Origin of the sequence: Frankia sp. R82 (genome assembly GCF_023716925.1) — a bacterium.
Taxonomy (GTDB): domain Bacteria; phylum Actinomycetota; class Actinomycetes; order Frankiales; family Frankiaceae; genus Frankia.
Genome location: NZ_JAMQQG010000001.1, coordinates 1 through 12,606 on the forward strand (window position 1 = coordinate 1; position 12,606 = coordinate 12,606).

Sequence of the window (12,606 nt, forward strand, 5' to 3'; positions counted from 1 at the left end):
CCGCACTCGACCTCGCCGCCAGCCTCTACCTACCTGACACCACCGATCACCGACGAACTAACGGCGACGACCACTAGCACCAGCCCGGCCCTCGGCTGGCGCGCCACTCGGTAGTGCAGGTAGACGAACCGGGAGCTGAAGGTGCGGGGCTCGACGAGTTCGAAAAACCTCCGCGGCGCGGTCTAGAAGAGGGTGGGTGGTGCGGGCGCGAGGGCACCTTCGATCACGAGCATGCGGCGTTTTGTTTCGATACCGCCGGGAGCCGAGAATCCGTGCATCGCGCCGCCGCTGGCCAGCACCCGATGGCACGGCACGACGATCGGCACCGGATTACGCCCAAGTGCCCGACCGACCGCCTGGGCGGCACCGGGCGCCCCGAGCCGCGCCGCGACCTCACCATAGGTAAGCGTCGCCCCCGGTGAAATCTCGCGGGTGACCTCGTACACCCGCCGATGGAACGCGGGCACTCCGCTCAGGTCGACGCGCACATCGGCCAGGTCGTCCCGCGCACCGTCCAACAACCTGGCCATCCGGGACGTCGCCCGCGCCACCTCCGCCGACAGGACCGCACCGGGCGCACTCGCACCGGCCACAAGCGCCTCACCGGGCGCGCGCCGGGCACGGTCACGGCGGGCATCCGGCGGGCGGGGATCGTCCCGGCGGTCGTGGAGGTGATGGTCGAGCAGGGCGAGAGTCGCCGCGTCGGTCCCGGCCGGCAGCGTGACGGCGATCAGACCCGCCTCGCCCCAGGCGACCCCGCAACGGCCAATGGCCGTGTCGAACAGCGCCACCCCGCGGACAGACTCACGGCTGCTCCCCAACCCGGCACCGCCATCAGGGCCGCCATCAGTACCGCCATCAGTACCGCGATCGGCATCCTTCGTCCCAGCGCGCATGGACTCATCGTGTCGCACCCGTCCGACAGAACTCAGCCGCCTGCACCGGGGCGGGCGGACGTCGTCCGGGTACGGTGCGACATCCAGGACTGCGAGACTCGGCAGCGAGACGGCACACCGACACGAAAACGAGGTGGGTGGCGTGGCCCGCACGATCGCGACGAACACCGAGGTCGATCTGTCCGCGGCGGTGGAGTTCGCACGCACGCGGCACCGGATGCTGCTCATCACCTACCGCGGCGACGGTTCGGCGCAGGCCTCGCCGGTCACCGGTGGGGTGGACGACGCGGGGCGCATCGTGATCTCGAGCTATCCCGAGCGAGCCAAGATCCTCAATGCCCGCCGCCGCGCGGACGTGAGCGTCGTCGTCCTGTCCGACGAGTGGAACGGACCATGGCTGCAGATCGACGGCCACGCCGAGGTGCTCGACACCCCGGACGCCGTCGAGGCGCTCGTCGACTACTACCGGGCGATCGCCGGCGAGCATCCCGACTGGGACGAGTACCGCCAGGCCATGATCGATCAGGGGAAGTCGCTGCTGCGGATCACGGTCACCCGCAGCGGCCCGATCGCGACCGGTGGCTTCCCCGCCCGGCTGGCATGATGTGGCGGTCGTCACCATAGCGCCCGAGAGGCGAGGGGCGTCCGGATAACGTTCGGTTCGACGGGAGGAGTCGCCTGTGGACGTGAGCGAGTTCCGGACGGGCCTGCGCGCCTGGCTGGAAGACAACGACCTGACCCCCGGCCCCGATGGGTCGCTGGCCGGGCAGGTCGAGCAGCTCGGGCGGGTGCGCCGGGCCCTGTTCGACGCCGGGTGGATGCGCTACGGCTGGCCGGAGCACGTCGGCGGCCTGGGTGGTCCGGCGGTGCTGCGGGCGGTGCTCGGGGAGGAGATCGCGTCCCGCGAACTCGCCCCGCCGAACTTCTACGCGCTCATCGAGGTGCTCGTCCCGACGATGATCGATTATGCTCGGCCCGAGCTCGCGGCCGAGATGGTGCCCCGGCTGCTCAACGGTGACGAGCAGTGGTGCCAGGGCTTCTCCGAGCCGGGTTCGGGTAGCGACCTCGCGTCACTGAGCACCCGGGCCGAGCAGCGCGGCGACACCTGGGTGGTCAACGGGCAGAAGGTGTGGACCAGCCTCGCGCAGTTCGCCCAGCGCTGCGTGCTGCTGGCCCGCACCGGCCCCGGGCACGGCGGCATCACCGCGTTCTTCCTCGACATGGACACCCCGGGCATCACGGTGCGCCCGATCCTCGCGATGCACGGCGAGGAGGAGTTCTGCGAGGTCTTCTTCGACGACGTCGTGATCCCGGCCGACCGGCTGCTCGGCAAGGTGGGGGACGGCTGGGCGGTGGCGGGCTCGGTGCTCCCGTTCGAGCGGTCCACGTCCTTCTGGCACCGGATCAACCACCTGTACGCCCGGTTCGACCACCTGCTCGCCGAGGCCGTCGACCCGGACGAAGGCGCCCTCGGCGCGACCTACCTGGGCCTGCACACCGCCCGCTGCCGCTCGCACGGCACCCAGCGGCGGCTGGCCGACGGCCTCCCGCTCGGCCCGGAGACCTCCGTCGACAAGGTGCTGCTGGGCACGTCCGAGCAGCACCTGTACGACACGGTCCGCGAGCTGCTGCCCGGCGCGGTCGAGCTGACCGACTCGCAGTGGCGCCCCGAATACCTGTACTCGCGGGCGGCCACCATCTACGGCGGCAGCAGCGAGATCCAGCGCAACATCATCGCCCGCCGGCTGCTCGGCCTCGGGAAGGAATAGCACATGGACGCCGCTGAGCGGGACCTGCTCGGGCAGAGCCTGCGCAAGATCATGACTTCTACCGCCGCGGGCCCCGCGCTGGACGGCGAGCTGACCGACCTGGGCTGGCCCGAGCTGCTCGCCGAGCTGCCCGAGGTGGCCGTTCCGCTGGTGTTCGGGTTGCTCGGGGAGACGGGCACCGTTGCCTCGGTGCTCAACGACGTGATCCTGGCCGCCGCCGGCCAGGACATCGGCGGCACCACGACGCTGCCCTATGCCGGTGGCAGCTGGCTGGTCTGGGACCGTGACGTCGAGCCGCCCGCCGAGGCCGGCGCCGAAAGCTCCGGCCCCACCGGCGCGTTCGCGGTGCTCGACCCCGCCCTGCCGCTGCGGCGGGTCGAGGCCGGCGAGCCGTTGGTGGAATCGGCCCTCGCCGCCGGCCGGCGGGCGCTGGGCTGGTGGCTGGTCGGTTCGGGACGCGCGATGCTCGCCCTGGCCCGGGAACACGCACTGGCCCGAGCCCAGTTCGGCCGGCCGATCGCCTCGTTCCAGGCCGTGCGGCACAAGCTCGCCGAGACCCTGGTCGCCCTTGAGGGCGCCGAGGCCACGCTGCTGCTCGCCAGCGACGACTTCAGCTCCCTGCTGGCCAAGGCTGCGGCCGGCCAGGCCGCGCTCACCGCGGCCAAGCACTGCCAGCAGGTCCTCGCCGGCATCGGCTACACCACCGAGCACGCCCTGCACCATCACATCGAGCGGGTCCTCGTCCTCGATGGTCTGCTCGGCTCGTCGAAGCAGCTCACCAAGCAGATCGGCGCCACCCTGCGCCGCGACCAGGTCGCCCCCCGCTACGCCCACCTCTGACCTGCGCGAACGACCATCCCACCCCTGGCACCGCCCCGCCCACCGCACATCCACGACGCGTGCTGGTGGGACGGGGTGCCGTCCCCCCGGACGGTTACCCAGGTGGACGGGTGGACGGGACCGGGGAGGACGCCCGGCGCGGCGTGGCGGCTGGACGACCGGGGTTAGACGGCGGTCGGGTGGACGGTCGGGGCACCAGCCGGCGCCGTAGGAGCAAGCGAGGCGCACGCGCTGCGGGCAGCCGCCCAGGTGGCGGCGTCCACCCCGGCTGGCGCCGCAGTCGACAGCGCACCGCGACCGCCAGGACCGCCACCTCGACCAATGCCACCACCTGCACCACCGCCACCACCTGCACCGTTCGGGGCGCCGCTGGGCGGAGCGCCGGTCGGGCGGGCACCCTGGCCTTGCGGAGCCGTCCCGTCATGCTGTGGCATGGTCGGCGGGGTGGGCAGCGTCACGCCGTTCTGCGCCAGGCAGTTCCGGTAGGCGGTCATCGCGGAGCGCGCGGCCGACCCGGGACCGGCGGACGCCGACGCGTCCGGGGCCGTGGTGGCCGTCGCGGCAGCGGTGCCCGCGGCTTGGGCACTGGTATCGCCGCTGCTCCCGCCGCAGGCCGCAAGCACCACGAACAGAACGGGGACGGCCAGCAGACGGCTTGCTCGCAGCCTCCCGCCGCGCTGGCGCCACCAGCGGACGGCGGTCCTCTGGACGGTCATGGTCCTCCTTGCCGAAACTCACTGGACGGGTTCGACGGATCACCAGACGTGTCCGTGTCGACCCACCCTGCCCATATCGGCTGTGTGCACGCTGTGCCGCGGCTGGGAATCGACCCTGACTCCGGATCGGAACGCGATCCGGGCGCGGTGGCCGTCGGGCCACCCGACCGGTACAGGTTCTGGGGGCGCCCCGCCGGGACGTTCTACACTGCGTAGACAAAAGGTCCGATGGCCGTATGGTCCCGGCCGGCACGTGCTGCTGGTCGGCGTGAACATCGATGCGCGTGAGGTGCTGGTAGCGATGAGGCTGGGCGGGGCCGTCGCACCGCGGCTGCCGCGTAGCCTCACCTTCTCGCTTGCCTGCACCGGGCTCGCCGCGGTGGCTCACACGCTTGCGCACGGCGGGGCGCCGTCCGGGCCCGTGCTGGCGGGGACGGCCGGGGGCGTCGCGCTGCTGGCCGCACCGTTCGCCGCCCAGGTGCGTCCACGTCCGCTGGTCATTGCGGCGATGGTGGCGCTGCAGGCCGGGCTGCACACCCTGTTCGCCCTGACGGCGAACTCCACCGGACGGATGTACTCGGCGATCGAGGCCGGGTTGTGCATCGCCGACCGCGGCGCACTGTCGGACACGACCGTCCGGCACATGGTGCGGGTGCAGGCCAGCCTGTTGCCCGCGCCGCATCAGATGCCGCTTGCGCCCTGGCAGGGTGCGCCGACGATGCTCGGCGCCCATCTCGCCGCCGCCGCCGCGACCGCGTTGCTGTTGCAGCGCTGCGACGAGGCGGCCAGCACCGCCGCCCGGCTGCTGGCCGCGCTCGCCACCGTGGTCGCCGCCGCCACCCAGCTACTCGGTCGGGCCGTCCAGCTCGGCCGGTGGCTGCGAACGGCAGCCGCTCTGACCGGCGGGCGACGACCGGCACGCCCGCCCCTGCCCGCTGCCGGCGGACGGCGTCCCGCCATCCGGCTGTTGCGCCACACGTGTGTCCGGCGCGGCCCGCCGCTCGCACGTCCCGTCATCGGCGCGCTCGCCGGCCGCAGCTGACCGGGCTCGGATCCCCCACCGACTTCGGGTGGCCACAAGGCGGAACGCTCGGCCGTGCCGCCGCGCCGATACCAGTCACCGACCTGTGCCCGTGCCGGCCCGACACCATGCCGGCCCGACACCATGCCGGCCCGACACCATGCCGGCCCGACACCATGCCGGCCCGAGCCTGCGTCGACGCCGAACCACGCCGACGGTCGCCGGCCTGCCGGCCGGGCAGCTGCCCACGGCCCCGCGATGCGGCGACCGGCGGACCCGTGTGCTCCACACCGTGCCCGCGGCACCGTCGACGCCCGAGCTCCCGGCCCTCCAGACTTTCTCGACGTGCGAAGGACATCCCCAGCGTGGACGCGACCCCGTCAGCCGAACACCTACCAGCCGAACGCCAAGGAGCCGCACACCAGGTAACCGGACCACGGGCAACCGATTCCCAGCCGGTTGGCCCCCAGCCGACCAGGCACCATCCGTCCGCAGGCCCTCGATCCACCGGCGGTCAGCGGTCCAGCCGTCCTGCGCGCGGCGGCGGCCGGCCGGCCGGGCACCGCGGCGGGCGTCGGCACCGAGCCCTCCCCCGGGCCGGGGCGGGCGTGCTGGCCCTCGGACTGGCTGTGGCCATGGCCCTGGCGGGATGCGGCAGCGGCGCGGCGACCTCGGCGGATGCCAACGGGGCGATCGTCCATCTTGATGACGCCACCGCCGCGCCCGGCCTGCGCGGGACGTCGCTGGCCACGCCGATGCCCAAGCCGGACGTGCGCCTGACCGACACGAGCGGTCACCCGTACGACCTGCGCGCCGCCACGACCGGGAAACTCACTCTGGTCTACTTCGGCTACTCGCACTGCCCGGACGTCTGCCCGACCACGATGGCCGACATCGCCGCCGGCCTGAACGAGACCAGCGCCGCCGTCCGGCAGAAGATCTCGGTGGTGTTCATCACGACCGACCCGGAGCGCGACACCCCGACCGTGCTCCATGACTGGCTGGCCCAGTTCGACCCGACGTTCGTCGGCCTCACCGGCACCTGGGAACAGATCTCCGGCTACGCCGACCAGTTCGGCATCCCGGTGGAGAAGCCGCGCCAGCAGGCCGACGGGAGCTGGGTGGTCGACCACGGCTCGCAGGTCACCGCGTTCGGCCCGGACGGGGTCGCCCGGGTCATCTACCTGGCCGGCATCACGCCCGCCGACTACGCCCACGACCTTCCCATGCTGGTCAAGGGCGCCTGATGGCGGCGGACTCCACCGCTGCCGGCCCGCTTGGCCCGCCCGGCCCATCCGCACCGATCACGGCTGCCCCGGCCAGCCCATCCGCCTCGGCCACGACGGCCGCTCCGTCCGACCCGGCCGTCGGGAAGCCGGACGGACGAGAGCAGTCGACGCGAGGGCGGGGGCTGGGCCGGCGGGCGTTCCTGGGACGGGTCGGGCTCGTCGGCGCGGGTGGGATCGCGGGCGGTGTCACCGGCGCGCTGGTCGAGCACGCCACGGGGTCGAACGGGCCGAGCCCGCGGGAGCGGGAGCGGGCCCGGGCGGTCGCCGCGGTCCGGCCCACGGGTCCTCACCAGCCAGGAATCGCCGATCCTCCCGCCGCGCATCTCGTGTTCACCGCCTACGACCTGACCGGTGACGCCGCCGCCTCCGCGGCCCAGGCCCACAGCGCACTACGGGAGCTGCTGACCGCGTGGACGCGTGCCGCCGCCACCCTGATGGCCGGCGAGCAGCCCGCGAGCGGCGGCCAGCGCACCCTCGGCCTCGCGCCGTCCGCGCTGACGGTCACCTTCGGGCTGGGCGCGTCGGCGCTGACCCGGGCCGGCCTGGCCACCCGGATTCCCCCGCAGCTCGCCCCGATCCCGGCGTTCCCGCATGACCAGCTCGACCCGGCCCGCCGTGACGGTGACCTGGCCGTGCAGATCTGCGCCGAGGATCCGATGGTGGCCGCCTCGGCGGCCCGCACCCTGGACGTGCTTGCCCGCCGGCACGCGTCCCCGCGTTGGCGGCAGCACGGTTTCCGGCGTAGCGCGGCGGCCTCGGACGACCCGACCGGCACCCCCCGCAATCTGATGGGCCAGCTCGACGGCACCAACAACCCGGCCGCCGGCACCGCCGTGTTCGACCTGGCGGTGTGGGCCGACGCAGGCGCACCGGCCTGGATGACCGGTGGCAGCTACCTGGTCGCCCGGCGGATCCGGATGGTGCTGGACCGCTGGGACCTGCTCACCGTCGACGCCCAGGCGAAGGTCATCGGCCGGCGCAAGGACAGCGGTGCCCCGCTCAGTGGCGGCAGCGAGCACACCGACCCCGACTTCCTCGCCCGTACCGCGGACGGCAGCCCGATCATCCCGGCGAACTCGCACGTACGGCTGTCCCATCCGCAGTTCAACAACGGCGTGCGGATGCTGCGCCGCGGCTACTCCTACCAGGACGGCCTGGATGCCGACGGCGACCCGGACGCCGGCCTTTTCTTCCTCGCCTACCAGGCCGACCCGCGGACCGCGTTCACCGCCGTCCAGCGCAAGCTCGACCGTCTCGACGCCCTGTCGGCCTTCGTCCGCCACACCGGCAGCGCTCTGTTCGCCATCCCGCCGGCCGCTCCCCCCGGGGGCCACGTCGGCCAGCAGCTTCTGGAGAGCTGACACCGTGACCAGGCGTTTCCCCCTCACCCGCCGTTTTCCTGAACCCGCGTCCCGGTGGCCGTCCGGTCATCCGTCCCGGCGCCGGTCCGGACGGCTGCTCGCCGCGACCGCGGCGGCCGCGGCGACGCTGCTCACCACCGTGGCCTGCGGCCCGGCCGGCTCGGCCAGCTCGGCCAGCTCGGCCGCCGGCTCGAGCACGTCGGCCGGTGCCGTTCCGACGGCGGCACCCGGCACCGCCAGCGCCGACCTCGGCGATCTGCACATCCGCGGCGCCTACATCCCGCAGCAGTCGTCCGACACGGAGGCCGCCGCGTATCTGACCGTCACCAACACCGGTGGCACGCCCGACGCCCTCACCTCGATCGCCACCCCGGCGGCGCCGAAGGTCGGCCTGCACACCACGGTGAGCCGCGGCGGCTCGGCGTCGATGCAGCAGATCACCGAGCTCGCCGTGCCCGCCCACGGCACGGCCGCGCTCGCCGTCGGACACAACCACGCCATGCTGGAGAACCCCGTCCACCGGCTGGTCAAGGGCGAGCACGTGCAGCTCACTCTCACCTTCGCCCACGCCGGCACGGTCACCCTCACGGTGCCCGTCGTCGGCTACACCGGCCCCAACAGCCACGACGTACCCGACACGGACATGTCCGGCATGGATATGTCCGGCATGGACATGTCCGGGACCTCAACGTCCGGCCGACGATGACAGCGACAGCGACCAACCGGCGACGGCCCCAGGCGGTTTTTCGTGGGTCAAGAGGCTGCCGCGGTCAGGCCGCGAAGCGCGGTCGCTGGGCACGGTGGTTTTCGGGCTGAGCGACCGCGGTTCGCGGAGTGGCCCGGGCGGCTGACAACGGCCAGGGCGGCGACGTCAACGTTGGCGCCCGTCAGCGTCGGTTCCTAGGGTGGGAGGTATGGGGTATCTGGACGACAAGGTGGTGCTTGTCACCGGTGCTGCAGCCGGATTCGGTGAGCTGATCGCAACCCAGGTGGCTGCGCGGGGGGCGATCGCCGTTGCGCTCGACGTCGACGCCGCCGGCGCCACCAGGGTGGCCGCCGCGATCGAGGCCGCCGGCGGTCGGGCGCTCGGCCTCGGCCTCGACGTGCGGGACCGGCCGGCCTTCGCCGCTGCTGCCGCCCAGGTGATCTCGACGTACGGTCGGCTCGACGTCCTGGTCAACAACGCCGGGGTGATGCCACTGGCGTTCCTCGCCGACCACGCCCGCGCCGCCGATGCCTGGGACCGGGCCATCGACGTCAACCTCAAGGGTGTCCTGCACGGCGTCTACGCGGTGTACGACCACATGGCCGCCCGCGGCGGGCACATCGTCAACATCTCCTCGGTGTACGGCAACGCCGGAGTGGCCGGAGCAGCGGTCTACAGCGCCACGAAGGCCGCGGTCGCGACCCTGTCGAACGCGCTGCGGGTCGAAAGCCAGGGAAAGATCAAGGTGACCGTGGTGCGGCCCAGCGGAGTGCTCGGCACGAACCTGGGCACCACGGTCGTCGATGCCACCGCGGCCGCGCCCCTGGCCGCCCACCGGATTCCGTCCTGGCGGGAGCACATCACCGCGCTCAGCGAGGGTCGGCTCACGGCAGAGCAGCGCGACCTCGACCATGCGCAGTACTGGACGCTCTCGCCCGGCGAGGTGGCCGACGCCGTCGTCCACGTCATTGATCAGCCACTCGGCGTGGCCATCACCGAACTGACCCTGCGCGCGACCGGCGAAGACTATGTCTTCTGAGGCTCCACCACCCAGGCCGACCGAGGCTCCACCAGTCAGGGCCGCCGAGGCGCCGCCGCCCAGGGCCGCCGCCGGCGGATCATCCGAGGCGGCGCCGGTGGCCGTGGCGGGGGCGCAGGCGCTGGGCCGGTCGGTCGCGGAGGCGGTCGAGGTGTTCGCCACCCTGCGCGACGACGAGTGGACGATCCCATCCGCGTGCCCCGGCTGGACCCTGCACACGGTGCTCGCCCATCTGACCTTGGGCATCGCGGGCATCAGCGGGCTACTGACCCCCGAACCGCCGCCGCCGGGCCTCGAGTTCGAAGCGGCAACCGACGTCCAAGCCCGTGCCCTGGCCGCCCGCCCGCCCGCCGAGCTACTCGGGCTGCTACGCAAGGCCGGCCCCGCCGCGGCCGCCCTGTTCGGCGCGCTGCCCCCCGCCCTGGCGGCTCGGCAGATCACCATGGGTACCGCCGGCACCTATCCCTTCGCGCACTTCGCCGATGCCCTCACCTTCGACGCCACCTGCCACCTGCGTTGGGACATCCTGGCCCCGCGCGGCCCCCTCCAGCGGTCCCTGCCGGACGTCGACGCCGGACGGCTGTCCGCCGCCGTGCGCTGGCTCGCCGGCGGCATCCCACAGATGACCACCCAGGCCTTCCGGGACCTGCTCACCGATCCACTCACCATCGTCATCACCGGCCCCGAGCCCATGACGATCCGGATCTCGCCGCACGCCCGGCTGGCCGAGGTGACCCCCGGTGCTGCCGAGCGCGGCCAGACACCGGTCGTCGACGATCTGGCCGCCGACGACCGGAGCCCGACGGCCGGCGACAGGAACCCGGCACGGGCAACGGTGCGCAGCTCGGCGGAGGCGTTCATCCTGTGGGCAACCGGCCGCGAACCACACCGGGACCGGACCGAACTTCTCGGTGATGCCACCTATGCGACCTGGGCGCTGGCGGAGTTCCGCGTCTACTAGAACCGCGCCCAGCGACCACGCATCGCACCCCGCCCATGGCAGCCACCGTGACGGAAGTTCTGTCCGTGTTCCAGCGTGCTTCCGGCCGTGTACGTCGACCGTGCACGTCGACCGTGCACGTCGGCCGTGGCGACGCCACGATCCGCGGGTCCGGCCTGACCCCCGACGGGTGGTCCTGGCCCGTCGAGACGCAGGCCTGCCATCACGTTCCGCGCAGACATGCCGGAGAGTGACCGTCCCAGGGGCCGGTGGACGTTCCACCAGCACACCCCCGCCCCCATCCACCCCCGACACCCACCAACCGGCACCCTCCGTGCCACCCACACCACTTCCTGCAACGAAACCGGCTCGGTCACGGATGACCGAAAGCCATGATCCGTTCCTGCCGAGGCTTGGTGAAGGATCTGCGGGCCGGAACCTTCACTCCGCCTCGGCAGGAATCCGTGACTTGGCGTACTGGTCGCCGGCCACGGCGGACACGGGCGCACGGGCGCGCGCTGTCGGATGACGAGCCGGGGCCGGCTGTCGGCGCGCGGCGATGATCGGCTGTAGTGCAAGAGGTGTCTCATGACGGGATGAATCGCGGCTCGGCGTCCTAACGTGGGGAAATGTGACCGCTGTCGACCCGCAGCCCACGCACCAACCGTGTTCGTCGGCACCTGAGGAACGGTTACTGCCGGGCACACCGACGTCCGGCGAGCGGTTGCCCCCGGGCTCGGCGACGTCCGAGGGGATGTTGTTGCCGGGCTCACCGGCGCTGCGCCGGCTGCAGACGGCGGTGGTGGCTGCGGGGCTCGCCGCGTTCGCGATGCTCTATTCGACGCAGGCCTCCCTGCCGCAGATCGCGGACACCTTCGGGGTGGATGCGACCTGGTCCAGCCTGACCGTGTCGGTAACGACCGGGGCGCTGGCGATCTCGGTGCTGCCGATGTCGGCGCTGGCCGATCGGTTCGGCCCGACCCGGGTCATGATCGTCGGGCTGATGGCGGGCTGTGTGTGTGTCGGGCTGGGTGCGACCGCGCCGAACCTACCGCTGTTCCTGCTCTCCCGGGGGGCGGCGGGGCTGTCGTTGTCGTCCGTGGTCGCGGTGGCGATGGGGCACATCGGTGATCGGGTGCATCCGCGGGCGGCCGCGGCGGCGGTCGGGATGTACGTGTCGGCGACCTCGCTGGGTGGTCTGCTCGGCCGTCTCGTACCGGCGGGGCTCGACAGCCACGGCGGCTGGCGGGTCGCGGTCGCCGCGGTGGCGGGAGTCGGAGCCGTGTGCACGGCAATCTTCGCGCTGACCGTCCCGGGTGGAGTCACCGCTCGCCGTCGCGGCGCCGGACGGCAGGCGGCCGGAACCGGCGGAATCGGCGGAGATGAGCGGACGGTCGGCGCTGTCGGCGCTGGCCGGACGGGCGGGACCGGCAGAGCTGGGGAGACCGGTGCGGTGATCCGTCGGCATCTGCGAGATCCCGGGATCCTGCGGCTGTGCGGGGTCGGGATGGTGCTGATGGGCGGCTTCGTGGCCACCTACAACTATCTGACCTACCGGCTCACCGAGGCGCCGTTCCGGCTCTCGAGCGCGACGATCGGCCTGGTGTTCTGCGCGTATCTCGCCGGCACGGTGACCTCGACGGCGGCCGGACGGCTCACGGTCCGGCTCGGGCGACGGCCCGTGCTGCTCGGGGCGATCGCGATCGCCCTGGCCGGGCTGGCACTCACCGTGCCGGACACTCTTGGCTGCGTGCTGGTCGGGCTGGTCGTCTACACCGCCGGGTTCTTCGCGGCGCATTCCGTGGCCAGCGGCTGGGTCGGCGCGCGGGCGGTGACCGGCCGCGCCGAGGCGTCCGCCCTCTACCTGCTCGGCTACTACCTGGGTTCGAGCGTCGGCGGCACCCTGATCGGCCTGGCCTGGACGGCCGCCGGCTGGCCGGCGACGGTCTGCTGTGTCGCCGCGACCCAACTCGCCGCCGCCCTGCTCGCGCCACGGGTCGAACCGATCCCGCCGGCGTCCTGAACGACG

General features: G+C 73.0%; 12 protein-coding genes. 10 read left to right on the forward strand and 2 right to left on the reverse strand.

Features of this window, described 5'->3' with window-relative positions; translation table 11 throughout:
- Nucleotides 1-182: 182 nt before the first annotated feature.
- Nucleotides 183-821, reverse strand: coding sequence for a methylated-DNA--[protein]-cysteine S-methyltransferase (locus ND747_RS00005; RefSeq protein WP_251730798.1), 639 nt, complete (start codon nt 819-821; stop codon nt 183-185).
- 217 nt (nt 822-1,038) lie between these two features.
- Here ND747_RS00005 and ND747_RS00010 point away from each other — a divergent pair, with 217 nt between their 5' ends.
- The 3 genes from ND747_RS00010 to ND747_RS00020 all read left to right on the forward strand — a co-directional run bounded on the left by ND747_RS00010 (nt 1,039) and on the right by ND747_RS00020 (nt 3,505).
- Complete coding sequence (locus ND747_RS00010) at nt 1,039-1,500, forward strand: PPOX class F420-dependent oxidoreductase (protein ID WP_251730799.1); 462 nt, start codon at nt 1,039-1,041, stop codon at nt 1,498-1,500.
- Between the two features lie 76 nt (nt 1,501-1,576).
- Nucleotides 1,577-2,665: an acyl-CoA dehydrogenase family protein gene (locus ND747_RS00015; protein WP_251730800.1), complete on the forward strand. Its 1,089-nt coding sequence runs from the start codon at nt 1,577-1,579 to the stop codon at nt 2,663-2,665.
- A gap of 3 nt (nt 2,666-2,668) precedes the next feature.
- On the forward strand, nt 2,669-3,505 hold the full coding sequence (locus ND747_RS00020; RefSeq protein ID WP_251730801.1) for an acyl-CoA dehydrogenase family protein: 837 nt from the start codon (nt 2,669-2,671) through the stop codon (nt 3,503-3,505).
- A 164-nt stretch (nt 3,506-3,669) separates the two neighbouring features.
- On the opposite strand, the gene ND747_RS00025 is transcribed toward ND747_RS00020, so the two are convergent.
- Nucleotides 3,670-4,221 carry a hypothetical protein gene (locus ND747_RS00025; protein ID WP_251730802.1) on the reverse strand — a complete coding sequence of 184 codons (552 nt, stop codon included), beginning with the start codon at nt 4,219-4,221 and terminating at the stop codon, nt 3,670-3,672.
- A gap of 253 nt (nt 4,222-4,474) precedes the next feature.
- On the opposite strand from ND747_RS00025, the gene ND747_RS00030 reads away from it, so the two are divergent.
- From ND747_RS00030 to ND747_RS00060, 7 genes are all read left to right on the forward strand, one after another.
- The gene (locus tag ND747_RS00030) at nt 4,475-5,263 is read left to right on the forward strand and encodes a hypothetical protein (protein ID WP_251730803.1); all 789 of its coding nucleotides are present in this window, start codon (nt 4,475-4,477) and stop codon (nt 5,261-5,263) included.
- Between the two features lie 614 nt (nt 5,264-5,877).
- Entirely contained in the window at nt 5,878-6,489 is a 612-nt protein-coding gene (locus ND747_RS00035; protein WP_251730804.1) for an SCO family protein, read from the forward strand.
- Nucleotides 6,489-7,892: a Dyp-type peroxidase gene (locus ND747_RS00040; RefSeq protein WP_251730805.1), complete on the forward strand. Its 1,404-nt coding sequence runs from the start codon at nt 6,489-6,491 to the stop codon at nt 7,890-7,892. Before ND747_RS00035 ends, ND747_RS00040 begins: the two co-directional genes overlap by 1 nt.
- Before the next feature lie 4 nt (nt 7,893-7,896).
- Nucleotides 7,897-8,598 carry a copper chaperone PCu(A)C gene (locus ND747_RS29600; RefSeq protein WP_251730806.1) on the forward strand — a complete coding sequence of 234 codons (702 nt, stop codon included), beginning with the start codon at nt 7,897-7,899 and terminating at the stop codon, nt 8,596-8,598.
- A gap of 208 nt (nt 8,599-8,806) precedes the next feature.
- Nucleotides 8,807-9,637 (forward strand): SDR family oxidoreductase, encoded by an 831-nt coding sequence (locus ND747_RS00050; RefSeq protein WP_251730807.1) that lies wholly within the window; start codon nt 8,807-8,809, stop codon nt 9,635-9,637.
- A gap of 97 nt (nt 9,638-9,734) precedes the next feature.
- The gene (locus tag ND747_RS00055) at nt 9,735-10,598 is read left to right on the forward strand and encodes a maleylpyruvate isomerase N-terminal domain-containing protein (RefSeq protein ID WP_251730808.1); all 864 of its coding nucleotides are present in this window, start codon (nt 9,735-9,737) and stop codon (nt 10,596-10,598) included.
- A 610-nt stretch (nt 10,599-11,208) separates the two neighbouring features.
- The gene (locus ND747_RS00060) at nt 11,209-12,600 is read left to right on the forward strand and encodes an MFS transporter (RefSeq protein ID WP_251730809.1); all 1,392 of its coding nucleotides are present in this window, start codon (nt 11,209-11,211) and stop codon (nt 12,598-12,600) included.
- Nucleotides 12,601-12,606 lie beyond the last annotated feature (6 nt).

What these genes read in the sequence shown, in the direction of transcription:
- ND747_RS00020 (WP_251730801.1), top strand. Translation starts at nt 2,669, where the DNA reads ATGGACGCCGCTGAGCGGGACCTGCTCGGGCAGAGCCTGCGCAAGATC.
- ND747_RS00025 (WP_251730802.1), bottom strand. Translation starts at nt 4,221, where the DNA reads ATGACCGTCCAGAGGACCGCCGTCCGCTGGTGGCGCCAGCGCGGCGGG.
- ND747_RS00035 (WP_251730804.1), top strand. Translation starts at nt 5,878, where the DNA reads ATGGCCCTGGCGGGATGCGGCAGCGGCGCGGCGACCTCGGCGGATGCC.
- ND747_RS00040 (WP_251730805.1), top strand. Translation starts at nt 6,489, where the DNA reads ATGGCGGCGGACTCCACCGCTGCCGGCCCGCTTGGCCCGCCCGGCCCA.
- ND747_RS00050 (WP_251730807.1), top strand. Translation starts at nt 8,807, where the DNA reads ATGGGGTATCTGGACGACAAGGTGGTGCTTGTCACCGGTGCTGCAGCC.